This window comes from Acidocella aquatica, from assembly GCF_030160635.1.
GTDB classification, from domain to species: Bacteria; Pseudomonadota; Alphaproteobacteria; order Acetobacterales; family Acetobacteraceae; genus Acidocella; species Acidocella aquatica.
Genome location: NZ_BSOS01000099.1, coordinates 100,588 through 124,624, shown reverse-complemented (window position 1 = coordinate 124,624; position 24,037 = coordinate 100,588). Strand labels below are relative to the sequence as shown.

22 protein-coding genes are annotated in these 24,037 nt (G+C 61.6%); 16 read left to right on the top strand and 6 right to left on the bottom strand.

All coding sequences use genetic code 11. The features are described 5' to 3' along the window. Positions 1-363: 363 nt before the first annotated feature. From QQJ84_RS19380 to QQJ84_RS18735, 5 genes are read right to left on the bottom strand one after another with little or no spacing between them, the layout of a single operon-like run. Positions 364-1,638, bottom strand: coding sequence for an NTP transferase domain-containing protein (locus QQJ84_RS19380; RefSeq protein ID WP_348522696.1), 1,275 nt, complete (start codon positions 1,636-1,638; stop codon positions 364-366). Continuing rightward, positions 1,635-1,955 carry an XdhC family protein gene (locus QQJ84_RS18750; protein ID WP_284259856.1) on the bottom strand — a complete coding sequence of 107 codons (321 nt, stop codon included), beginning with the start codon at positions 1,953-1,955 and terminating at the stop codon, positions 1,635-1,637. The genes QQJ84_RS19380 and QQJ84_RS18750 overlap by 4 nt, the downstream gene beginning before the upstream one ends. Continuing rightward, on the bottom strand, positions 1,948-2,988 hold the full coding sequence (locus tag QQJ84_RS18745) for an FAD binding domain-containing protein (protein WP_284259855.1): 1,041 nt from the start codon (positions 2,986-2,988) through the stop codon (positions 1,948-1,950). The genes QQJ84_RS18750 and QQJ84_RS18745 overlap by 8 nt, the downstream gene beginning before the upstream one ends. Beyond that, the gene (locus tag QQJ84_RS18740) at positions 2,985-5,318 is read right to left on the bottom strand and encodes a xanthine dehydrogenase family protein molybdopterin-binding subunit (protein WP_284259854.1); all 2,334 of its coding nucleotides are present in this window, start codon (positions 5,316-5,318) and stop codon (positions 2,985-2,987) included. The genes QQJ84_RS18745 and QQJ84_RS18740 overlap by 4 nt, the downstream gene beginning before the upstream one ends. Beyond that, positions 5,311-5,856 carry a (2Fe-2S)-binding protein gene (locus QQJ84_RS18735; protein WP_284259853.1) on the bottom strand — a complete coding sequence of 182 codons (546 nt, stop codon included), beginning with the start codon at positions 5,854-5,856 and terminating at the stop codon, positions 5,311-5,313. The genes QQJ84_RS18740 and QQJ84_RS18735 overlap by 8 nt, the downstream gene beginning before the upstream one ends. Before the next feature lie 396 nt (positions 5,857-6,252). On the opposite strand from QQJ84_RS18735, the gene QQJ84_RS18730 reads away from it, so the two are divergent. From QQJ84_RS18730 to QQJ84_RS18655, 16 genes are all read left to right on the top strand, one after another. Further along, positions 6,253-6,564, top strand: coding sequence for a 2Fe-2S iron-sulfur cluster-binding protein (locus QQJ84_RS18730; protein ID WP_284259852.1), 312 nt, complete (start codon positions 6,253-6,255; stop codon positions 6,562-6,564). A 98-nt stretch (positions 6,565-6,662) separates the two neighbouring features. Then, positions 6,663-6,851, top strand: coding sequence for a hypothetical protein (locus QQJ84_RS18725; RefSeq protein ID WP_284259851.1), 189 nt, complete (start codon positions 6,663-6,665; stop codon positions 6,849-6,851). A gap of 169 nt (positions 6,852-7,020) precedes the next feature. Next, on the top strand, positions 7,021-8,520 hold the full coding sequence (locus QQJ84_RS18720; protein WP_284259850.1) for an APC family permease: 1,500 nt from the start codon (positions 7,021-7,023) through the stop codon (positions 8,518-8,520). 55 nt (positions 8,521-8,575) lie between these two features. Then, positions 8,576-9,904, top strand: coding sequence for a type I glutamate--ammonia ligase (locus tag QQJ84_RS18715; RefSeq protein WP_284259849.1), 1,329 nt, complete (start codon positions 8,576-8,578; stop codon positions 9,902-9,904). 14 nt (positions 9,905-9,918) lie between these two features. Further along, positions 9,919-11,421 (top strand): glutamine synthetase family protein, encoded by a 1,503-nt coding sequence (locus QQJ84_RS18710; protein WP_284259848.1) that lies wholly within the window; start codon positions 9,919-9,921, stop codon positions 11,419-11,421. 66 nt (positions 11,422-11,487) lie between these two features. Then, a complete protein-coding gene (locus tag QQJ84_RS18705; protein WP_284259847.1) occupies positions 11,488-12,699 on the top strand; it encodes a cytochrome P450 in 1,212 nt (403 codons plus the stop codon). Continuing rightward, positions 12,696-13,430, top strand: a complete 735-nt coding sequence (locus QQJ84_RS18700; RefSeq protein WP_284259846.1) for a type 1 glutamine amidotransferase — start codon at positions 12,696-12,698, stop codon at positions 13,428-13,430. The genes QQJ84_RS18705 and QQJ84_RS18700 overlap by 4 nt, the downstream gene beginning before the upstream one ends. Positions 13,431-13,470: 40 nt before the next feature. Beyond that, positions 13,471-14,325 (top strand): PAS domain-containing protein, encoded by an 855-nt coding sequence (locus QQJ84_RS18695; protein WP_284259845.1) that lies wholly within the window; start codon positions 13,471-13,473, stop codon positions 14,323-14,325. Further along, on the top strand, positions 14,325-15,731 hold the full coding sequence (locus QQJ84_RS18690) for a sigma 54-interacting transcriptional regulator (protein WP_284259844.1): 1,407 nt from the start codon (positions 14,325-14,327) through the stop codon (positions 15,729-15,731). Before QQJ84_RS18695 ends, QQJ84_RS18690 begins: the two co-directional genes overlap by 1 nt. 219 nt (positions 15,732-15,950) lie before the next feature. Next, on the top strand, positions 15,951-16,397 hold the full coding sequence (locus tag QQJ84_RS18685; RefSeq protein WP_284259843.1) for a heme-binding protein: 447 nt from the start codon (positions 15,951-15,953) through the stop codon (positions 16,395-16,397). Positions 16,398-16,842: 445 nt separating this feature from the next. Then, the gene (locus QQJ84_RS18680; RefSeq protein WP_284259842.1) at positions 16,843-17,793 is read left to right on the top strand and encodes a SphA family protein; all 951 of its coding nucleotides are present in this window, start codon (positions 16,843-16,845) and stop codon (positions 17,791-17,793) included. Positions 17,794-17,886: 93 nt separating this feature from the next. Further along, the gene (locus tag QQJ84_RS18675) at positions 17,887-19,092 is read left to right on the top strand and encodes a benzoate/H(+) symporter BenE family transporter (protein WP_284259841.1); all 1,206 of its coding nucleotides are present in this window, start codon (positions 17,887-17,889) and stop codon (positions 19,090-19,092) included. A 157-nt stretch (positions 19,093-19,249) separates the two neighbouring features. Beyond that, on the top strand, positions 19,250-20,617 hold the full coding sequence (gene benA / locus QQJ84_RS18670; protein WP_284259840.1) for a benzoate 1,2-dioxygenase large subunit: 1,368 nt from the start codon (positions 19,250-19,252) through the stop codon (positions 20,615-20,617). A 6-nt stretch (positions 20,618-20,623) separates the two neighbouring features. After that, a complete protein-coding gene (gene benB / locus QQJ84_RS18665; RefSeq protein WP_284259839.1) occupies positions 20,624-21,109 on the top strand; it encodes a benzoate 1,2-dioxygenase small subunit in 486 nt (161 codons plus the stop codon). 15 nt (positions 21,110-21,124) lie between these two features. After that, a complete protein-coding gene (gene benC / locus QQJ84_RS18660; protein WP_284259838.1) occupies positions 21,125-22,144 on the top strand; it encodes a benzoate 1,2-dioxygenase electron transfer component BenC in 1,020 nt (339 codons plus the stop codon). After that, positions 22,141-22,950, top strand: coding sequence for a 1,6-dihydroxycyclohexa-2,4-diene-1-carboxylate dehydrogenase (locus QQJ84_RS18655; RefSeq protein ID WP_284259837.1), 810 nt, complete (start codon positions 22,141-22,143; stop codon positions 22,948-22,950). Before benC ends, QQJ84_RS18655 begins: the two co-directional genes overlap by 4 nt. Here the strand turns inward: QQJ84_RS18655 and QQJ84_RS18650 are convergent. Continuing rightward, the gene (locus tag QQJ84_RS18650; RefSeq protein ID WP_284259836.1) at positions 22,947-23,864 is read right to left on the bottom strand and encodes a LysR family transcriptional regulator; all 918 of its coding nucleotides are present in this window, start codon (positions 23,862-23,864) and stop codon (positions 22,947-22,949) included. The genes QQJ84_RS18655 and QQJ84_RS18650 overlap by 4 nt on opposite strands. Positions 23,865-24,037: the final 173 nt, after the last annotated feature.

Sequence of the window (24,037 nt, the reverse complement as noted above, 5' to 3'; positions counted from 1 at the left end):
GAAAGCGTGAATCGCCTTCAGAAAAACGGCTAGAGCCTGATCGCACTTAAAGCAATCAGGCTCTAGCCGCCCACCGAACTATGCCAAACAGGCTCGCTTTCCTTAATTATGGCTGTGACTGGGCTTGATTGGCTGAGCATATTCCCTCCTATGCCTCCGCTTTAGCCCGCGGAGAATAAGATGAGGAAATGGATCGTGCCTTACAACGGGGTATAGGAGCGCTATCTTGAGCAGGGTTGGCTGTATACGCCCGTGAGGCTGGCATACTGTCCAAGATTGCGCAAAGCTGCAGCCGCCGGCAAAACACACTCCCGCAGCCGGGGGGCGCGCCCCAATGGGCTACAAAGAGCAGGTGATCACCCGTTATCTTGCTAAGCCTGCCAGCGATGCCGGCGTGTCGAAATCCCGCAGCACTGAATCAGTCGCCACGGGAACTTCGGCAACGAATTCCATATGCCGCTGCAAAATTTGCCGGGCGCCGGTATCGCCGTCAAGTTTTAACAGTTCGGGAAAGAATCGATTTCCCCAAAGCATCGGGTTGCCGCGCTGGCCCGCAAAACAGGGCAATACGATCTCCCGTCCATCCATGGGATTATAGGCCGCGATGATGCGTTTGAGCACCGGGGGTTCAACAAGGGGCATATCGCCAAGGCAGATCAACACGGCGCCGGTGCCGGGGGGGAGCGAGGCGATGCCGGTACGGAGGCTGGCCGCCATGCCGTCAGCATAATTTACGGCATGGACGAAGGTAACCGGTTTATCCGCGAGCGCCTTACGGATATCGGCATCATCATGGCCGGTGACGACAATGACCGGGCTGGCAGTTGAGGCCAGAACATTGTCGACCGTTTGCGCGATCATCGTCCGGCCATCGGGCATGGGTGTCAGCAATTTGTTGTGCGGTCCCATCCGTGATGAACTTCCCGCGGCCAGAACCAAGGCGGCGGGCGTTGGCAATGCCAGAGCGCCGTTGCGGCGCGCGGCGACAATTTCCGCAATGATTGAAACGGCGATTTCCGGGGCGCTAACCGCGCCGATATTTAAGCCAGCTGGGCCGCGAATGCGGCTGAGAGCGGCCTCGGTGTGGCCAAGTGCGGCCAAGCGGCCAAGCCGGGTGGCATGGGTTTTCCGTGATCCGAGCGCGCCGATATAAAAAGCCTCACTGCGCAGCGCGCGGCTCAGCGCGGGGTCGTCGAGCCTGGGGTCGTGGCCAAGGGTGACGATAGCGGTTCTCGCATCGAGGCGCAGGGCTTCCAATGCGGTGTCCGGCCACTCATTGAGCAGTTCCACGCCGGGGAAGCGGTCCGCGGTGCCGAAGGCACGGCGCGGGTCCACCACGGTAACCGCAAAACCTGCGATGCGAGCCATCGTGACCAGGGATTGCGCGATGTGGACGGCGCCAATGATGACCAATCGTGGCAGCGGGTTGCGCGCCTCGATAAACCAGGTTTCCGCGCCGATGCCTTGCGTGCCGGTTTTATCCGCTTGCAGGGCCTCGCGGCCGGCGGCGTTAACGGTTGGCGGGGCGCCGGGGTGAGGGAGCAGAAATTCCGCGCCATCGGGCAGGCGTTTGGCAAAGGCGACAGGTTTTCTGTCCGCCGCGGCCTGGAGCAGGGCCTGGAGGGTGGCGGGGGTCACGCCAGCCTCTCGACAAACACCTGAAGCTTGCCGCCGCAGGCCAGGCCAACCTCCCAGGCCTTTTCATTTGTCACGCCAAAATCCAGCAATACCGGGCGGCCATTCACGATTGTTTGCATCGCGGCATCAGCCACCGCAGCTTCGACACAGCCGCCGCTGACCGAACCCGCTATTTGTCCGCTGGCGGTGACCACCATGTGGCTGCCAGCCGGGCAGGGTGAACTGCCCCAGGTCGCGGTTACCGTGGCAATGGCCACGCTCTCGCCATCCGCATGCCAGGCGGCGGCGGTGGCGAGGATGTCTTCGGCATCATGCATGCAAGTCTGCGGCGGCCCGCAGGATCGCACGGCGGATAAGGGTCTCGAAAAGCGGTAGCTTGTAGCCGTTTTTGTGCAGTGGCGTCGCGTCCGCCAGCGCGGCATGCGCGGCATCCTTGGCGGCCTCTTCATCGATGATCCTGCCCAGCAAAATCGCCTCCGCGGCTTTTGCCCGGTGGGGCACGGGTGCGGCTGCCCCCAGGATGACCGCCGCCCGTTTGCAACGCCGCTCCGCATCGAGATCGAACACGATGGCGACATCAGCGAGCGGCCAATCGAAGGAGTCCGTTTCGCCCTGTTTTAGATGCACCATTCGTGTGCCAGGGTTAAGTGCCGGCAATTCGATGGCCGTTAAAATCTCCTGCGCGCGCAAGCTGTTTTCCCGGTGCACGTCCTCATCCGGGGGTACGAGAAAATCTTCCAGGCGCACGCGGCGCGCGGCACCCATTGCATCGGCACATTCCACAATTGCCCCCAATGCGACCAGCACCGTGGCTGCCGTGGAGGGGTGGACGATCGCGCAAAGCTGATTGTCAAAAATCGCGTGGTATTGGTTTTCGCCGTGAATTGCGAAGCAATGGCCGCCGCCTTTTCGCAAGCAGCGATATTCCGCCGCCCGGAAATACCAGCAGCGTGGGCGTTGCAGGAGGTTGCCTCCCAGGGTTGCAACATTGCGAATTTGCGGGCTGGCGGCATGCGCCGTGGCATTGGCAAGCGCCGGATAGTGCCGCAAGACCAAGGGTGAGCGGGCCAGATTAGCAAGCGTAACGGCAGCGCCGATGCGCAGGCCGCCATCTTCGGTCCGGGTTATCACATCGAGGCCCGGAAGCTCCTTCAGACTTGTAATTCTGTCCGCTGTGAGGAGTTTCTCCTTGAGCAGATCAAGAAGATCGATGCCGCCGGCCTTCACGATTGACGCCCCAGCCTGGCCGTTTGTGTTCGGAGGAGACAGCATCGCATCGGCAACCGTGACTGAAGCCGCTGCCGCCGCATCCATGACCGTTTGCGCTTGTCCCCAGGTAAAATTCCTCATGGAAGCTCTCCTCGGCGGGGGATTTTCCCCAGTGCCGCCAATACCGCCGCTGGGGTCATCGGCAATGCGCACAGGCGCACGCCGATTGCATTATACACGGCATTGGCAATCGCCGGAGCGGTGGCGATGTTGGCCGGTTCAGCGATGCCATAAGCATCGGTGGCGCTCTGCCCGCGGTATTCTTCGAGCACCACGACTTCGATATCCGGTACCTCGCGCGGTCTGGCCAGCTTGTATTGTTCGAGATCGGGATTAACCATCCGCCCGGTATGCTGGTCGAGCAGGCGCTCCTCGAACAAGGCGTAGGAAAGGCCCATCAACACGCCACCATGAACCTGGCTCTCGATCTGCTTCGGGTTCAGCGGCCGGCCGCAATCCTGCACCGCGACGACACGCTCCACCCGGATAATGCCGGTCTCGGTATCCACGGCCACGGCGGCAAATTGCACCCCGCCCAGGTCCTGCAGTGCCAGCGCGGCATCGGGCATGCGGCGGCGGAAGCCCCCGTAATCATCGCTGCGCGTGGCCGCCGCGCTGATCTTCCCGGTATGCAAGCGGGCCGTGGCATCGCCAAAGAGCATGAAGCGGCCGGGATTATTTGCAACCAGAATGCGTCCGCCGTGTGCGATCAGCGCCTCTGGCGCCACGCCGAGAAAGGGGGCCGCCTCCTGGAACAGCGTTTGCAAAACGCGCCATGCCGCGACGCGCGCCGGCGGCGTGATCGAGGCGGTGGCCCGGCTGCCGTAAGAGGGTGGTCCGGGTGGAAAATCGGTATCCCCGATGCGCACGGTGATATCTTGCGCCCGCAGACCAAGGACTTCGGCCACGGTTTGTGCCATAACGGTGCCGGTGCCGGTCCCGATATCCTGCACGCTGGAGAGCACTTCGACCGAACCGTTGCGCATGATCCGCACTTCGCAGGCGGCGGTGGTCTGCACATTGGCTGGCCATAGCGACTGCGCGACGCCGAGACCTCGCTTTACCGGGCCGGATTCAGCGCCCGGCGCATGCCGCCTCTGCCAGCCAATGCGCGCGGCGCCAATGCGCCTTTCCTCGCGCCGCACCGGGCTTGGATCAATGCGGTCGCGCAACGCGAGCGGGTCAAGCGCGAGCCGCCCGGCCAACTCATCGATGGCTTGTTCCAGACCAAACGCGCCCGGCGTATTCCCCGGCCCGCGCATCGCGCAGCCGGGCGCCGCGTTGATGAACACGTCGTATTGAGCTGATTCGAAATTTGGGCAGGTATAAAGCGCCGCCGCAATACCGCCGACACCAGCACCCAGCGTTACGCCCGCCGTGCCGTAGCTCAGCAATGAGATGGCGCTAAGCGTGCCATCTTTCCGGGCGCCGAGGCGCAGGCTCTGCCAGGTTGCGGGCCGGTTTCCGGCGTCCATCTGCTCTTCCTGGCGCTCCAGCACGATACGCACCGGAGCCTTGGCCGCGCGCGACAAGCCAACGGCGATCCGGCCGTAATTGCCGAGGGATGATTTCGAGCCAAAGCCGCCACCGATGGCGCCGGCGATCACACGCACGCGGGCCAGCGGCAGGCCGAATGCCTCGGCCAGCTCGTGGCGGACACCGGCGGTGAACTGGGTGGACATGAAGACAGTCAACCCATCCTCCCGCCAATCGGCGACAATCGCGTGCGGTTCCAGGCAGCAATGTGTCTGCACCTTGGTGCTGTACGCGCCCTCGACGATGACCTCGGCTTCGGCGAACCCGCGCGCAACATCGCCGCGTTGCATCAGCGCGGGGCCGCGGACATTGCCATTGAGCGGCAGGCCCGCTGGCGCCGGGAAACCGGAGCTGTTGCCGGGCGGGGCGGAGGTGCTGTCATGGACCGGCGGCGCATCCGGCTCGCGCGCTTTGTCGAGGTCAACAACAAATGGCAGCGCCTCAAAGCCGGCATGGATCAGCGCCAGCGCCTCTTCCGCCGCTTGCGCCGACACGGCGGCGACACCTGCCACCGGCACGCCGAAATAGCGCAGCGAATCGCCCGGCTGGGCAACCGGCAGGACGGCGCGCACGCCGGGATGACGGGCCGCGGCCGCGAGATCGAGGGCGCGCAGGCGGGCATGCGGCAGTGGAGACCGCAGAATCCGGCCATGCAGCATACCGGGAAGATTGATATCCACCGTGAACAGTGCCGCACCGGTAACCTTGGCGAAGGCATCCTGCCGTGGCACCGATTTTCCGATCACGGCAAGCTCTGCGTTCGGCGGCAATGGCGGCGGCTCATCGCGGGGGATCTGGCGTTCCACCTCATCAAGCCCGGTGCTGGCAAGGCCAACGGCGAAAGTCGCGGTGCGTGAAGCCTCTGACTCAGCCATTGTCATCCCCCCGCATTTTGGCCGCCGCCGCCAGCGTTGCCGTCATGACATGCGGATAGGTGCCGCAGCGGCAGAAGTGACCACTGATCGCATCCAGTATGGCTTCCTGGTCCGGGTTGGCGTTGTGTTCGAGCAGTGCCGCGCAACTCATCACCAAGCCCGGCGTGCAAAACCCGCATTGCAGTGCATCGTGCTCAATGAAGGCGGTCTGAACCGGATGCAGTGCGGTTGGGGCCGCCAGCCCTTCAATTGTCGTAATGCTGTGCCCATTGGCCTCGATGGCGAGCATCATGCACGAGCAAACAGGCAAACCATCGCGTAAGACCGTGCAGGCGCAACAGCTGCCACGGTCGCAGGCGATTTTGGTGCCGGTCAGGCCCAGCGTCCCGCGCAAGGCTTCGGCGAGCGTCGTCCGGGGTTCGGCATCAAATATCCGGTCCACGCCATTTACCGTGACCATGAGCTGGACCGTCTCCGCCGTGCCGGCACCGGCAAACGGCACGTTTTGCTCAGACACAGCCGTATTGGCTTCAGCCATGACAATCCCCTCTACTCTGGTGACCGTGCAGCGCGGGCGGATGGATGGTAAAAATACAACCCCCCTCCATTTCCCCAGAGGATAATTCAACCACGAAACGCCCAGGCTGGCGTTGATTCAGGTCAACCATGGATGCGATTTTACCTGCGGCGGCGCAGCAGGTTACGCGGCTCGTTCAGTGGCCGGATGTTCAACACGCCGTCCGGTTACAGCCACCTGAATTTGGGGAGCAGGCAAACAAAAATTCAATGTACGGGGCATTATTGCAACGTCTGGCGGCGGTGGATAACACAAATTCAATGCTTTCCGGCCGCGCGGCGGCTGGCATGCTCTTTGCTGATCCACGCGCAGACCCAGGGCGTCAGCCCGGTCTCCAGAACAAGGGGGAAGCCAGAATTGACCGAAATCACCGTCATCGACCATCAGGGCAGGGAACATCGCTTCGCTGCCCATGCAGGCTTCTCTCTGATGGAGGCCATAAGGGATAACGGCATTTACGACATCAAGGCATTGTGCGGCGGCAGTTGCTCCTGCGCCACCTGCCATGTGTATCTGGAGAGTGACGCCGCGCTGCCCGGCATGAGCGAAGATGAGAACGATCTGCTGGATGGCGCCAGTGAGCGGCGGGAGAATTCCCGCCTCGCGTGCCAGATCAAGCTGAACGGCCTGACAGGCGCGCTGCGCGTTACCATCGCACCCGAGGATTGAAACCACGCCTGATGCCGTCATGCCGGCCACGAATTTTGTGCAACATCAGGCGCTGGTGACGCAGGCCGGACATCTCCGCCACTTTCCCGCGGAACGCCATGGCGCCACTGAAGGCTCTGGCGAGCCATGTTTTGAATCTGCCGGTCATTTCAAAAACGTTTGGGAGCCGTCTCGTGGCTGCTTTTGGTGGTCTGTTCAGCGCCATTGCATTTCTGCAGATATGCCATTTCATTTTTGCGGGCAGACTTCGCCCCTCCGATAAAAATCAGCTTATTTCAAGGGCTTAAATTTGGCATGGCGATTGCTTTTGTCTTGTGTCCCCAGTTGCCGGTAACGCCCGCAACCAGGGACAGGGAAACTTCGCCGGGACCAGCGGCAAAAGCTGGCGCGGCGAATCAGGTCAGGCACATGGCAAAGGCCGGGTGTTTTTACTGTTTAATGTTCAAGGGGGTTTGTATGGAGCCGCATAAGCACAAGCACATAGATGCACTGCATGTTGCGTCTGACGATGCACAGCTGGCAGCGTTGGGGTATACTTCGAATTTTGATCGGACCATGACGGTATGGCAGAATTTCGCTCTGGGGTTCACCTATCTGTCTCCAGTCGTTGGCGTTTATTCCGTGTTCGCGTTCGGTTTGCAGGCCGGTGGGCCGCCGATGATCTGGTCGTATCTCATCGCCGGCTTAGGCCAGTTCCTGGTCGCGCTGGTGTTTGGTGAAGTTGTCTCGCAATTTCCAATTTCGGGCGGGCTCTACCCGTGGGCGCGCCGCTTGGTCGGCCGCCGCTGGGCCTGGTTGGCTGGTTGGATCTATGCCTGGGCATTGTTCACGACCATTGCCGCCGTCGTGCTCGGCGCGGGGCCGTTCCTGGCGACGCTCTTCGGTGTCAGCAATACGCCCGAATTTACCACGATTGCCTCGCTGGTGCTGATCGCAATTTCGACCGCCGTAAATATGCGCGGTACCAAACTGCTGGCGCGGGTGGCCATGTTTGGCTTTATCTGTGAGCTGGTCGGCGCCATTGTCGTGGGTATCGACCTTCTCACCATGCACCGGGTGCAGCCGCTCAGCACGGTGTTTAACACCTTTGGCGTTCAGGGCAGCGGTTCCTATGTGCCGGCCTTTTTGGCGGCGGCGCTGGTCGGGTTGTTCTGCTGCTACGGCTTTGAGGCCTGCGGCGATGTGGCCGAGGAAACGCCGAATCCCAGCGTGGAAATTCCCAAGGCGATGCGCATGACGATTTATGTTGGTGTTGGCGCGTCGGCGTTTGTCTGTTTCGCGTTGATGCTGGCTGTGCCGAACATGGCGAATGTCATCTCGGGCAAGGAGGTCGATCCAATTGGTGACATTCTGCTGAATGCGTTTGGTCCGCTCGGCGCGAAGGCGGTGATCGTCGTCGTCATGGTCTCGTTTATTTCCTGCGTGCTCAGCCTGCAGGCCGCCGTCAGCCGCCTGTTGTTCTCCTATGCGCGTGACGAGATGATCGTGGGCAGCCGCTTCCTCTCGCGCCTGGCCGAGAACGCGCATGTGCCCGAGGGGGCGCTGCTGATCTCCGGCCTGATGCCGGCGGCGATCGTGGTGATCGGTTACTTCCTGCAGAATGCGCTGGCGACGGTGCTCAACTTCGCGGTCATCGGCATATATCTGGCCTTTCAAATGATTGTCGCCGCCGCGTTATACGCTCGCTCACGCGGATGGCAGCCAACCGGACAGTTTCGCCTGGGCGCCTGGGCCTGGCCCGTTAACCTGCTTGCGCTGGGCTATGGTGTTGCCGCCATCGTCAACATGGCCTGGCCCCGCACACCCTCCGAACCGTGGTTCCTGAACTATTCGATGATTCTTACCGTGGCGATCATCGGCGGCCTCGGCATTCTCTACATGGTGCTGGGCCGGCCCTACCTGAAGGGCCACGCGCCCTATGGCGACGCGGCGGTGCTGCACAAGCGTGTGGGTTAAACCCTGTGCAATAGCCTGGAACAATCATCACGAACCACTAGAATTGGATCAGCTTATGACGACAGAGATCATGGCGGTGGAAACCGCCTTGGATCCGCGCGCGGCGCATATATTCCACGTCGTGCTTCCGGATATTGATGGTGGCCTGCGTGAGCGCCGTGTCTCGCGCGAATCATTCGAGACCAGCGTGAGCCAGGGCGGCAGCTTCTGTAACGTGCTGCATAAATGGGACACGGCGGATAATGTATTCGCCAGCCCGCCATTTCAGAGCGAGGAAGTCGCGGTCGACGAATCATCCTACCGGCCTTATCCATTCGAGGCTGACGCGGCTTGGGTTGTTTCCGATTTCACGGGCCCATCAGCGGCGACCAGCGCGCGCAATGTGTTAATCCGGCAGATTGAAAAAGCGAAGCTTGCAGGGTTCTCAATGCAGGCGGCCTTCGAGTTCGAATGGCTGGTGTTTCAGGAAAATGCCGCGAGTTTGCGGCAGAAGGGGTATGAGGGGCTGACCTCGTTCGCGGTTGACAACCGCTGCTGGGACACGCTCTCCGGTGCCGCCAACGCCCCGCTGATCGCGGAGTTGGAAGCCGTCATCCATGCCGCCGGCATAGAAACCGCCGGGCTTGGCATGGAGTTGGGCAAGGGTTGTCTCGAAGCCACATTGCGCCACGCAAATCCGCTGCGCGCGGCGGATGACGCGGTGTTCTTCAAGGCTGTGACCAAGGCGTTCTTCCGTCAGCGGCAGATGTCGGCCTGTTTCATGGCACAGTCAGATGCCTCGGCGCCGGGTCTTTCGGGACATATCCAGTTCTCGATGCTGGATGCTTCAGGCAAGAATATTTTCGCCGCTGGGCCGGGTCAGCTCACCGAGGCAGGGCGCCATTTCATCGGCGGCGTGCTGAAGCTGCTGCCGGAGTGCCTGGCTCTGCCCGCGCACACTGTGAACGCCTATCGCCGCATGACTCCGGGCAACTGGGCACCACGCACCGCCACCTGGAGTCTGGGGGGCTACACCACGGCTATCCGTGCGGTGACGGAACCGCTGGCCGCGCCACGGCTTGAGTTCCGTATTCCAGCCGCGGATGTAAATCCTTGGCTTGGCCTTGCATTTTTTATCGGCGCGGGTCTCTGGGGCATGGAGAACCAGATAGCGGCGCCAGAGCCGGTGATCCCAACTGGCAAGGAGTCCGCTCAGTCTGGCCTTACACCGTTGCCGCGCGATCTCTACGCCGCAACGCGGTCGCTTGCCGGTAGTGAAACCGCAAAAACACTGTTTGGGGCGGAGTTCATCGAACGCTTTGTTGAATCGCGTCTGCATGAAGTCGAGAGCCTCCGCAAAGCCGTTAGCGTGGCCGAGAAGGCCCGTTATTTCGAAACCGTTTAAGAAGGATTTTTTATATGGATATCGCAACCTTTCCAACTTCCCGCCCACGTAATGAAGACATTGAAGCCTTCGTTGCCAACCCGCTGCGCAAGGAGCGCGTTCAGCAAGTATCCGCGAAGATCAAGGCCCTCGGCGTCGAGCATATTTATTACCAGTTCATCTCCGCCACCGGGCGCGTCATGGGCAAATCCGCCCCGGTGGCGCATTGGGAGGCTCTCGCGGCAAAGGGGGTGCAGCTTTGGTACGGCGCAGTGGCCGATGTTTGTGCCGACCGGCGGGGTAATTATATCGGCTACCCTTCAAACGCCGCCGAGCTGGTCGCATTGCCGGACCCGGAAACCTTTGTCCAGCTGCCATGGAACAAACGCGTTGCGCGCGTATTCTGCACGCTGTTCCGTCATCGTGAGGAGGATGAGGACGCGGGGGCATTCCTCACGTCTGATTGCCGGGGCAATCTCCGGCGCATTCATGAGGCGTTCAAAGCCAAGCACGGCATGGAGCTGCGCGTCGGCTGCGAGCCTGAGATGATGTGGCTGAAGCGCGGTGCGGACGGCAAGGCAGATGGCGGTGTGACGAAACCCTACGCCTACCATATCGACCAGTTTGAGCAGCTCTCCCCCGTGATAATGCGTGTGCATGACTACGCCCGCGCCATGGGCATGGACATGATCCAGGGCGACCATGAAGACGCACCCGGCCAGCTTGAGCTGAATATCATGTATGACGATGTGTTACGTAATGCCGACCGGCTGATTACCTATCGGCAGATCTGCTCCCAGGTGGCGCGTGAGTTCAATATGATCGCGACGTTCATGACCAAGCCGTTCATGGGCGTCTCCGCCAATGGTTGTCATCATAACGTCTCGTTGTGGTCGGGCGGCGAGAACAGGCTGAACAAGCTTGATTTCGATGGTGAACTACCGGGCATGGAAGAGATGTTCAGTTATCGCAAGGGCGGCAGCAATGAGTTTTTGCGCCCCACCGGCGAGTGGATGCCAACCGAAACCGGCCTGCACTGCATCGGCGGCATGATCGAGCATCTGCCCGCACTCACGGCACTTGGTTCCTCAACCGTGAATTCCTATCGCCGCATGAGCGATCTTGGTTACTGGGCGCCGGTCTATGCTGACTGGGGCATGCAAAACCGTACAGTGGGCATCCGCGTTTCCGCGCCGGGCCGTGTGGAATACCGCGCCGTGGACAGTCTGGTTAATCCTTATCTCATGGGCGGGGCGCTGCTGCGGACCTTCGATGATGGCATGGATAACCAGCGTGACCCCGGCAAACCGGAACAGCGCAACATCTACGAGGCCATGGAAGCCGGCAAGAAGGTCAAACGGCTGCCAACGGATCTCGGCGCGGCGCTAAAGGCGTTGGAAGAGGATGAGGTCGTGATGAGCGCTTTGCCAGGGGACATGTCTCGCGTATTCTTTGAGCTTAAGCGCGATGAATGGGAGCGTTTCATTTCCACGGTCACCGAGTGGGACTTCACCCGTTACCTGGAGATGCTCCCTTAAGCCACTGCCAACGGCAAGCGGAGCGGCCAGCAGGCCGCTCCCCCAACGTGAAAAAAGGACGGATAAATGAGTGCTTTGCTGGAACCCCAGGCTGATTTCCTCAACATTGCCGACCCGGCATTTTCCATCAGATCGCAAGCGGTGCGCGATGCCCGGGAGAAGAACTGGTACGCCCGCACGCCATACGGCCTGGCTGTGCTTCGCTATGCTGAGGTAGGGGCTCTGGTCAGGGACGCCCGCCTGCGCCAGGGCAGCTATGCCTGGCCCGCGCATAATGGCGTCACCAGCGGCGCCTTTAAGGAATGGTGGGACAATATCCTGCTCAATAAGGAGGGGGCCGACCACTCCCGCTTGCGCAAGCTCATCAGCGCCGCCTTCACGCCCAAGTTGCTCAAGGCGCTCACGCCGCGTTTCGAAGCCTTGGCCAATGAGTTGCTCGACGGCTTCATCGATGCGGGGCGCTGCGAGTTCATGGGTGATTTTTCCGAGCCCTATGCCACCCGCGTGATCTGCATGCTGCTGGGCACGCGCGAGAGCGATTGGCGGATGATAGCAGACTGGGCAACGCAGATGGGTATGGCGTTGGGCGTTAACTACAAGCGCGATCAGGCGATTGTGGACACAGCCACCGCGAGGCTGTTCGACTACTCACGCGAGATTATCCGTGAGCGCCGCACCAATCCGGGTGATGATTTCCTCACCAAGCTGGTGCAGGCCTCGGACAATGACGGCGCTTTGAGCGATGCGGAGCTGCTCGACATCATCGTGCTGGCCATCTTCGGCGGCATCGACACCACGCGCAACCAGCTTGGCCTGGGCATACAGATGTTCATCGAGCATCCCGATCAGTGGGAGTTGCTGGCGGCCAGGCCAGAACTCTCCGCCCCGGCCGTGGAGGAGATCATGCGCGTGCGCCCGACCGTGACCTGGGTCACGCGCGAGGCGATGGAGGATATCGACTTCCAGGGCGTGCATATCAAGGCCGGCACCACTGTGCATCTGTTCTCCGAATCCGCAGGTACCGACCCGCGGGTAATCGTGCAGGAGGGCTTTGATATCACGGCCCGCCGGCCGCTGCATTATGGTTTCGGCATGGGCGGGCATCATTGCCTCGGGCATTTTGTCGCGCGCAGCGATATGGCGGTGGTGCTGCGCGTGTGGCCCGCGCGCGTGACCGCGCTCGCGAATGGCGGCGATGCGGTGTGGCTGCCCGATAGCGGCAATACCGGCCCGCTCTCGCTGCCCATTACATTCAAGCACCGCGCGAGGGCGGCATGAACCCCAAGCCCCGCCTCGCCTATATCGCCCAGTTCGCGCATCCGGGCTCATACCAGAAAGCCAACTGGGTGCGGGTGCTGGGCGGCGACGATGAAACCATCGCCTTCAGGGCCTTGCTGGAAGCCAGCGGGCTGGCTGACCGGTTCGAATATATCGGCGTGAGGGCGCACGAGGGTGAGGAGATTTCCCTCGATTACGACATGGCCGTGCTGGGCGGCAGCTTTGCTTCGGTGCATGACGGCCACGAATGGCAGCGCGAGATACAGAAATGGCTCACCGCCTGGAGAGTCACGGAAAAACCGCTGCTGGGCATTTGCGGCGGGCATCAGCAAATGGCCGTGGTGCTTGGCGGCCGGGTTTCGCGGCGGCCGGAAGGCCCGGTCGTTGGCAGCCTGCCGGTTACCCGCACCGAGGCGGGGCAGCGCCATTTTCTGTTCGAGGGCTTCACTGACGAATCGCCGTTCTTTTTCGGCAATTTTGACCATGTGGACACCCCTCCGCGCGGCGCCGCCACCCTCGCCACCCGCCCTGGCCTGCCGCACGCGGCACTGGACCATGGCGGCAACTGGGTCTCGGTGCAATTTCATCCGGAGACCACCTGCGACCGCATGGCCACCTGCTGGCTAGAGATCGACCAGGAGCAATCCCGCCGCTATAGCTTCATCCCGCAATGCCAGGGCATGGTCGAAAATTTCCTCCGCCATGGCCTGAGGGTCCTGGCGGCCGCGTGAAGTGCTGCCTATACTGCCCCCCCATGCCGCGAGGTGATGTGTGACGAAGCGCCACGACGAAAAGATGCTGGGCCTGCCGGATACGGAGCCGGGCTGGGACGATTTTTCGAGCGATTTGATGGTCGATATCGTCGATTCCGAGGGGCGGCTCTCCTGGATGAACGCGACTGAAGCCGAGGTGCTGGGCCTGCCGGCAGCGGCTATTGCCGGGCTCCCGGTGGAGACTTGCTACGCCGCGGCCTCGGCCGAGGCACTGCGCGAGATGCTCGGCCGGGGTCTGCCGGAAGGCTTCGTCACCACGCTGCCGCTGGTGCTGCTCGGGCGCGGCGGGCGGGAGGTGCGCACCATCGCCCGCTGCCGCAAGATCAGCTACGCGGGCAGCCCGCAATTCCGCCTGATCAAGCTCAATCTTGCCCATGTCGGCCAGGCCTATGACGATCTGGAGACCGAGAACCAGTTGCTCAGCCGCGTTATCGCCGACGCCAGCGAGGCGCATTGGTGCATAGAGTTTCTGGAACCGGTTGATATCAACCGTGGCCGGGAGGAGGTCGTAGACCAGATTTTCGAGAACCGTTCGATCTGGCGCATTGCCAACCCCGCCATGCAGGCCCTCTACCACCTGCCGGGCAGCGGAGAGTTCAGATCCTTCGACGTACGGCTCTACTGGCCGCGCACGCCGGAAAACGAGGCTTTTGTGGGCCAGATCATTGATTCCGGATACCGGATCGACGCTGCAATTTCCTCCGACCGGCGATCCGACGGCACGGTTGTTGATCTGGAGAACGATGTGCGTGCCGAGATCCGCGAACCTTATCTCTATCGCATCTGGGGCAACTGCAGGCATGTGAGCGAGCCGCCGTTGCCGCACGGGGCGGTGCGCTGGGCGCGGCGTTAGTGGCAAAACAAGCGGAAATCAGTCCGTTCCGCCTGGGAATACGTGGGCAGCAGGCCGCCTCGGAGGAGGAAATCACCGCGCTGCTGGAGTCGCCGGCCTTTCGCGCCGTTGCCATGCTGCTGCCTGATCCGCTGATCGTGGTGGACGGCGATGAGAACGTCGCTTTTCTGAATGCCGCGATGGAGCGTTTGGCCAGTCTGTCCGCCGTTGAGGCCGAGCGCCTGCCGTTTGCCAAATTCCTGCGCCGTAACGACTGGGAATTGGAGGAGAATTTCACCGCCGGCGGGCGCAGCGACGGCCAGGCGCGGCTCACCATCCAGGCCGATGGGCGGGTCTTGCCCGTACTTCGCCGCATCCTCGCCGCCAATGACAGCAGCACCGGCCATATCGTATACATCATCCGTGCGGCCGGCGCGCTGGAGCCCGCGGCCCGCACTCAGGCGGGGCGGACCACGGCGGCTACGGGCGACGCGGCGGCGCTGATGTTTCCCGCCATGCTGGAAGAGCAGGTGCAGCGCGCTGTCCGCGCCTATCACCGCCGGGTGCGCATTCTGCTGCTGGGTGAATCCGGCGTCGGCAAAACCGCCATCGCCCGGCATATCCACAACCTCACCGCAGGGAGGGACGTGCCCTTCGTGCATGTGAATTGCGGCAGCATTCCAGAAACATTGTTTGAATCCGAGATGTTTGGCTACGAGCGCGGTGCTTTCACCGGGGCGTTGCAGGCTGGCAAGCGCGGATATATCGAGAGCGCGAAAGGAGGCACGCTGTTTCTCGATGAGGTAGGCGAGATTCCGCTTTCTTCTCAGGCCAAGCTGCTGAAATTTCTGGAGGACAGCACCATCCAGCCGGTAGGCTCGGCGGTTAGCAAACGCATTGAGACGACCGTGATCACCGCCACCAACCGCGATTTGCGGACGATGATTGCGCAAGGAAGCTTCCGCGGCGATTTATTCTACCGCATAGCCACCTTCCCGGTGCCGATCCCCTCGCTGCGCGAGCGCCCGGACAAGGAGGCATTGCTGGACGCGATCCTGGCGCGGATAAATGCCGGGCGAAATCCGAAACTGCATCTATCCCCGCCCTGCCGCGCGCGGCTGCTGGCCGCCAATCTGCCTGGAAATGTAAGGGAACTCTCCGGCATCATTGATTATCTCGACATTGTCGCCGATGAGGTGGCAACGCCCGCGCATCTCGCCGGCGCCTTGATCGGGCAGGAACCGCCGCCGCCCATTGCCGCGCCGGTGCCCGTGGTGGAGGGCAAGCTGAAGGACATGACGGCAATGTTCGAGGACCAGATGATCCGCGCGGCAATCGCTCGTTACGGCTCCAAACGCGAGGCGGCGCAGCATCTTGGCGTCGATGGCGCAACGCTGATCCGAAAGCTGCGCCGCAGCCCCGTTTAGAGCAACATGCGAACGGTGATTTGCTTTCGCCTTAATCGCAGGGGGCGGGAAACAACTAAAATAACGAAGTTTTACAAAATATCGAAATTATTGTTGACTCTCGGGTAATATTCGGGAATAAAATCTCACAAAAGCTGCGCAGAGGCTTGTCGCCTGCGTGCGCGCTTCCCGGTAATGCGTACGTCTCTGTTGAAACCCGATAAAATCCGAGGATGGATCATGAGTATTTCCCGTAAGATTTCCACCATCACCTCTGCCGCGGCGTTACGTGCCGTACAGGTGGCGGTGGACCATGCGGCAACACGCGGCGCGGCGGTGGTGGTGGCGGTGGTGGATGCCGGCGGAGTGCTCATGGCCAGTCTGCGCGCTGATGGCGCGTTTGCGGCCTCGGTGGATATTGCGCGCGACAAAGCCTGGACCGCGGCGATTTTTGGTGCCTCCACCGATGATTTATGCGCGGCCCTCTCGAAGCGTGAGGTGGTGCGCGAGGGTCTCGCATTGCGCCCGGGGGTCGTGTTGTTCGGCGGCGGTCTACCGATCCGGCTGGATGGCAACATCATAGGCGGTATCGGCGTTTCCGGCGGTTCGGAGGATGACGACCGAGCCAGTGCCGCCGCCGGGTTGCACGCGCTTGGCCTTGAGACCGCCAGCGCCGCGGTTATTTGACGGGCGGAGATTCTCCCGCGCGCCAGCGATGGCAATGATGGCCTGAATGTCCTGTGGCAAATATGCCACAGCCGGCGCGAGATAACTACAATACAAAAAATCTCGAAAATAACCTTGACCATCGAAATTAAACTGCATAAGAACAAGATGCAGGAAGGAACGCCGCAGTATGGCATTCCACCGAGGATAGGGAATGTTCGTTGATGCGCATTATTTTTTGCCGATGCGGTGCGGTTTAATCCCGGCGTTTGTGGTGGCGGGGAAGTACTGCCGTTGCGTTTTTATTTTGCGGCATAAAAACCAGAATCTGTAACGAAATTTTGTGGCGGGAGACGGCGCGCCATGCACCTTCCGCCGCATGGCCGGCGCGAATTCAGCCGTGAGCCGTGCGTATTTTACGGCCAATTTAAAGGCAAGTTTCATAATGCATAAAGGGAGATCAGATATGTCAAAAGCAAGTTTCAAGATGACGGCAACGCTGAGCGCGGTCGCGCTCTCCATGGCCGCTACCGTGGTGTTGGCAGGCCCGGCGAAGGCGGAGGAATTGTGGGATCCGTATCTGCGCGGCGTGTTCGAAGGCCAGGCGGCTGGCGCGCTGCCGCCGCCGGGCGTTTATGGTGAGCTTGATAATTATTGGACATCCTACGGCAATTATTTGAACAACAACGGCACCAAGGAGCCGGGTCATCTCAGCGCGCTGGTTGAGGTGCCAATTGTGCTCTGGGTTCCCGGCATCAAGATTTTGGGCGCCGATTACGCCGCCGCGATCGGGCAGCCGATCGACTTCACCAGGACCAAACTGTTTGGCCACACCGGCGGCGGCAATTGGGGTACGTATAATACGATCCTGGTGCCTGGCATGTTGTCCTGGGCTTTGCCAGATCATGTTTTTGTGAGGACTGGCCTTACTGTTTTGCTTGATGACGCCAGCTCGACCATGGGCGATGTCTACAAAGGCAAGCTTACGAACGGTGGCGCGCCCTCGGGCAATGCATACACCACTATTCAACCGGATTTCGGCGTGAGCTGGCTGTATGACGGTTGGAATCTGAGTGTCGGCACGCATTATGCCATTCCGGTTTCGGGCAACAAATCCAACGGCATCAACTATCGCTCGGCCGCTCAGTTCTCGGCTGACTACACGGTTACCAAGACGATCGGCGCCTGGACGGCCGGTATTGGCGGGGAGCAGGAGAATCAGTTCAGCCGCGACACCGTAACGGTGAACGGTGTATCCGTGCCGGGCAGGCAGACGAGCAATTATGGTGTTGGGCCGATCCTTGGCTACCAGTTCGCCAACGGCGTTGGCGTTATGGGTTACTGGAACCATTCTTTCGCCACCAAGAGCGATGTTGCTGGTGATTTCTTCAATCTTCGGCTGACGGCGGCGTTCTGACAAGCCTGCCGGCAAGGCCTATATAAACGCGCTTCAGTGATGCAGGTTAAAGCATCATTGAGGCGCGTTGCGTGTTTTTCGAGAGAGGGTGACATGAACCAATCCAGCGGCGCCAGCCACTCCTTGCGGCGGGACTGGTCCATCTCCGCCATCACGGCCGGTTTCCTCGCTGTGCTGATCTCATACTCCGGCCCGCTGGTGATTTTTTTCCAGGCCGCCAAGGTGGCCAACATGCCCAATGAGATGATCGCCTCCTGGGTCTGGGCGATATCGGTGGGGGCAGGGGTTTCGGGAATTCTGTTGAGCTGGAAGCTGAAAGTTCCGGTTGTCACCGCGTGGTCGGCGCCCGGAACGGTGCTGCTGGTTACGCTCTTTCCCGCGCTCTCGTTGAATGCGGCCGTGGGTGCTTACCTCACCGCGGCGGCGATTTTGTTTTTTATCGGCATTTCCGGCAGTTTTGATGCCATCACGCGCCATATCCCGCGCGGCATCGCATGCGGGATGCTGGCGGGCATTCTGTTCCAGTTCGGCGCCAATGCGTTCCGTTCCATAAGCTCCATGCCCAGCCTCGCATTATCGATGGTGGCGGCCTACATTGTTTTTAAGCAGCTGGTGCCGCGCTACGCCATTGTGCTGGTGCTGCTGTTCGGCGCGGCGCTTGCGGTGCTGCTGGGCCAGACGCATCTCGGCGAGGTGAGCCTGCGCTTCGCCCGCCCGGTGTTCATCCGCCCGGAATGGACGCTGGGCTCCACGCTCAGCCTTGCCATACCTCTGGTGATGGTCAGCCTCACCGGCCAGCACCTCCCGGGGATGACGGTTCTGCGCGTCTCGGGCTATCACACCCCGGCGCGGCCGATCATCGCGCTCACCAGCCTGGCCTCGCTCGCGGTGGCCTGTTTTGGCGGCATCACCATCGTCACCGCGGCCATCACCGCGGCCCTGTGTACGGGCAAGGACGCGCATGAAGACCCAGCCCGCCGCTATGTGGCCGGCATCGCCAACGGTGTGTTTTATCTGGCGGGCGGCTTGTTCGCCGGCTCCATTGTGCTTTTGTTCAATGCCCTGCCTCGTGAATTCATCGCCGTGCTGGCCGGGCTGGCGCTCATCGGCGCGATCAGCTCCAACGTGCTGGGCACGGTGCTGGAGGAGGAACACCGCGAAGCCTCGATGATCACCTTTCTTGCCACCGCCTCGGGCATGAGCTTCCTCGGCCTCGGCTCGGCATTCTGGGGCGTGGTCATCGGCTCGCTGGCCTATCTGGTGCTCAACAAGCCCTACCGGGCGGCGCTGGCGAAGTAGGCGCGCCTGGCGGCAAACGGCTCCATACCTTTTAGGTATGATCTTACATGATATTGGTCTTGGACAAAAAAATTTCGAGATTTTAAATCCGCTGTCAAGATGCACTCGCCAGCACGGCGATCCGATTTCGAAGAAAAATAGCAAGAGGAGATGCCCCATGTTAGACGGCCTTCAGCATACACTCGACAACGCCTTGCAGGACGATCCCAGCACCGGGCATTTCCGCTCCAGGCGCGATGTGTTCACCGATAAGGACATTTTCGAACTCGAGATGCGCCATATCTTCGAGGGCAACTGGATTTATCTGGCGCATGAGAGCCAGCTTCCCAACAACAACGATTATTTCACGGCTTACATCGGCCGCCAGCCTGTTGTCATCGCGCGCAACCGCACCGGCGAGCTGAACGCCTTCATCAACGCCTGCAGCCATCGCGGCGCCCAGCTGTGCCGCCACAAGCGCGGCAACCAGGGCACCTATACCTGCCCGTTCCATGGCTGGACCTTCAATAATTCCGGCAAGCTGCTCAAGGTGAAAGATCCCGAGGGTGCGAATTATCCCGATCAGTTCAACAAGGACGGCTCGCACAACCTCACCAAAATCGCGCGGTTTGAGAATTATCGCGGCTTTTTGTTTGGCAGCGTGAACGCCGATGTGAAGCCGCTTACCGAACATCTCGGCGAGGCCGCGAAGATTATCGACATGATCGTCGATCAATCGCCCGAGGGGCTGGAGGTGCTCACCGGCGCATCCACCTATGTTTATGACGGTAACTGGAAACTGCAGGCGGAAAACGGCGCCGATGGTTATCATGTCACCGCCACGCATTGGAACTACGCGGCCACAACCGGGCGGCGCAAGGAGACGGAGCAGGGCGATACCATCCGCGCCATGTCAGCCGGGGGCTGGGCAAAAACCGGCGGCGGGTCTTATTCGTTCGAGCATGGCCATTTGCTGTTGTGGACCAATTGGGCCAACCCGGAGGACCGGCCGAACTGGCACCGCCGCGATGAGCTGGCCGCCAAGCATGGCCAGGCCATGGCCGATTGGATGGTCCGCCGCTCGCGCAACCTGTGCCTGTATCCGAATGTTTATCTGATGGACCAGTTCAGCTCGCAAATCCGCGTGCTGCGCCCGCTCGCGGTGGATAAGACGGAGGTGACGATCTACTGCATCGCGCCGAAGGGCGAGGATGCGGCGGCGCGCGCCCATCGTATCCGCCAGTATGAGGATTTCTTCAATGCCAGCGGCATGGCGACGCCGGATGATCTGGAGGAATTCCGCTCCTGCCAGCAGGGCTACCAGGGCCATGCCGCGCCGTGGAACGATATTTCCCGTGGCGCCAAGCACTGGATTCACGGGCCGGACGAAGCCGCCAACGAGATCGGGCTGAAGCCGCTGATGAGCGGCGTGCGCACCGAGGATGAAGGGCTCTACGTCACCCAGCATCACTACTGGGTGGAGACCATGCAGCGCAGCCTCGCGCATGAGCGCGCGCAGCCGGCCAATTCCACCGCGGGGGAGTAAGTGAAAATGATTAACATCGAGCAGGCACAATCGTTTTTGTACAAAGAGGCACGCTACCTTGACGATAAGGACTGGGACAACTGGCTCGCCCTCTACGCCGCGGATGCGCAATTCTGGATGCCGGCCTGGAGCGAGGATGACCAGATCACCACCGATCCGCAGACGCAGATATCGCTGATCTACTATGCCAACCGGGGCGGGCTGGAGGACCGGATTTTCCGTATCCGCACCGAGCGCTCCAGCGCCACGATGCCCGAGCCGCGCACTTCGCATAACATCAGCAATGTGGAAATCATCGCGCAGGGCGAGGGCGAAGTGAAACTGCGTTTCAACTGGTTCACGCTGAGCCACCGCTACAAGACGACGGATACCTACTTCGGCACCTCGTTCTATACGCTGGATACATCGGGCGCCGCGCCGGTTATCAAGGCGAAAAAAATTGTGCTGAAGAACGACTATATCCGCCACGTCATCGATATTTATCACATATAGCCAGGCGATTCTGTCATGTCATTCAAGGTTGCGCTTAACTTCGAGGATGGTGTCACCCGTTTCATCACCTGCCCGGCCACTGATACGGTGGCCGATGCCTCCTACCGCGCGGGCATCAACATTCCGCTGGATTGCCGCGACGGCGCCTGCGGCACCTGCAAATCGTTCTGTGAATCCGGCACTTATGAAGGCGGGTCCTACATCGAGGACGCGCTGAGCGATGAGGAGGCCGCGCAGGGCTTTGTGTTGACCTGCCAGATGAAGCCGCGCTCCGATCTCGTGCTGCGCATCCTCGCCCCCGCCTCGGCCTGCAAGACCGGGGTGAGCAAGCAGGAGGCGGAAATTGAATCCGTGACCAAACTCTCTCCCACAACGGTAAGCTTCTCGTTGCGGCTGGCAGCGCCTGTTAATTTTCTCAGCGGACAGTATGTGAACATCGAGGTGCCGGGCAGCGGGCAGACCCGCGCCTACTCCTTCAGCTCTGCGCCCGGCGCGCCAAGAGCTGAATTTCTGATCCGCAACATCCCGAGCGGGTTGATGAGCAGCTTCATCACGCAGCAGGCGGCGCCGGGAACCAAGGTGAACTTCACCGGCCCGGTGGGGAGTTTCTTTCTGCGCGAGGTGAAGCGCCCGGTGCTGCTGCTGGCCGGCGGCACGGGGCTGGCGCCGCTGCTCTCCATGCTGGGCGCGATGCTGGCCGAGCCGCCCGCCCATCCGGTGCATCTGGTCTACGGCGTGACGAATGATGAGGATTTGGTCGAGGTCGAACGGATCGAGGATTTTGCAGCCAAATTGCCGAATTTTACATGGTCGGCCTGCGTCGCCAGCGAGTCCGCCGCCTATCCGCACAAGGGCTACGTTACCCGCTACATTCAACCCGCGCATCTCAACGGCGGCGATGTCGATGTGTATCTGTGCGGGCCGCCGCCGATGGTGGAGGCCGTGCGCAGATATTTCACCGAAAGCGGCATCGCCCCGGCGAGCTTCCATTACGAGAAATTCGCCCCCAGCACCGCGCACGGCGCGGCGGCATGAGCGCGCTTCCCGCCTGGCCCGGCCGGTTTGCTGGAAAGGTCGCGGTGGTGACAGGAGCGGCTCAGGGCATCGGCCGTGAGGCGGCGCTGCGGCTGGCGCGCGAGGGGGCCAGCCTGGTGCTGGCTGACCGCTCCGAGCTGGTGGATGAAGTATGCGCCCAAGCCGTGGCCGGTGGTGCGCAAGCGGTGGCCGTGCGGGCCGATCTGGAGGGCTATGAGGGCGCTGAAGCGGTGATGCAGCGCGCGCGCGAGGCTTTTGGCGGCATCGGCATCCTCATCAACAACATCGGCGGCACCATCTGGACCCGGCCCTACGCCGAATACCAGCCGGCGCAGATCGAGGCGGAAATCCGCCGCTCATTGTTCCCCACGCTCTGGGGCTGCCGCGCGGCCCTGCCGCTGCTGCTGGAGGGTGGGGGCGGCTGCATCGTTAACGTCTCCTCGGTGGCCACGCGCGGGCTCAACCGCGTGCCCTACGCCGCCGCCAAGGGCGGGGTGAACGCCATGACCGCCTGCCTGGCCTGGGAATACGCTGAACAGGGCATAAGGGTGAACGCCGTCGCCCCCGGCGGCACCGATGCGCCGCCACGCCGTATCCCGCGCAGCGCCGGTGCGCCGCCAGCACCACCCTCGGCGCAGGAGCAGGCCTGGTATCAGACAATCATGGACCAGACCGTGCAGTCCAGCCTGATGAAGCGTTACGGCACGCTGGACGAGCAGGTCGCTGCCATCCTGTTTCTCGCCTCGGACGAAGCCTCCTACATCACCGGCGTCACGCTGCCGGTGGCAGGCGGGGATTTGGGCTAACCTAACCCTTTTGGCGCGGGCAGGCCCCAGGCCGCATATGCCTCGATGATCACCCGGCTCATGAGGGCGAGCTGGGGGGAGTGGTCGCCGATCCGGCGGCTCATGATAATCGGCGAGGAGATGCCCGGCTCGGCCAGTTCGCGGTATACGATATCGTCGCGCCGCAGGCGTTGCACCGAGGCCGGCACAATGGCGACGCCAACCTCGGCGGCCACCAGCCCGACCGCCGATTGCAGCTCGCGCGCCTCATGCACCACATTGGGCTCCAACCCGCGGTCGCGAAACAGCGAGATCACCTGATCCGCATAGCTCGGCCGCGGCTCGCGCGGATAAATAATCAGCGGCTCGCCGGCGAGGCTGGTGATGCTGAGTTTGCCCTCCTGCGCCAATAGGTGGTGCGCGCGCGGCAGGGCCACCACCAGCGGCTCCTCGCGCAGCACATCGCGCCGCAGCGCCGGATCGTCGAAGCGTATTCTCCCAAACCCGACATCGATCCGGTTTTCCTTCAACGCGGCGATCTGCTCCAGGCTGACCATCTCCACCAGGCTTAACTCCACTTCGGGCGCCGCCGCGCGGAAGCGGCGGATGAGATCAGGCAATGCCGCATAGATGGTCGACGCGGCGAAGCCGATGACAAATCGCGGCCGCCCGGATTGTTTGAGCCGCCGCATCATCACCTTCATGCCCTCAATGCGCTCGAGCACCTGCACCGCCTGTTCCAGAAACAACCTGCCGGCATCGGTGGTGCGCAGCGGGCGGCTGTCGCGGTCGAGCAGAACGAGGCCGAGTTCTTCCTCCAATTGTTGAATCTGCCTGCTGAGCGGCGGCTGCGCCACATGCAGCCGCTCCGCCGCGCGGGTGAAGCTTCCCTCCTGCGCAACGGCGGCAAAGTAACGGAGATGGCGTAGCTCCATTGTGGCTTCCTTCGATATTGTTGATGTGAATGTGGAATTTTTCAAGCCGGAAGGCAATTCCCAGCCAATCACGCCGCCAATTCTTAACCTCGAATAGCCCGGCTCCATAGCGTTTTTTATACATTCCCGCCTGAACTCAACGGGCCGCCCGCACATGATTTATCGACCAAGGA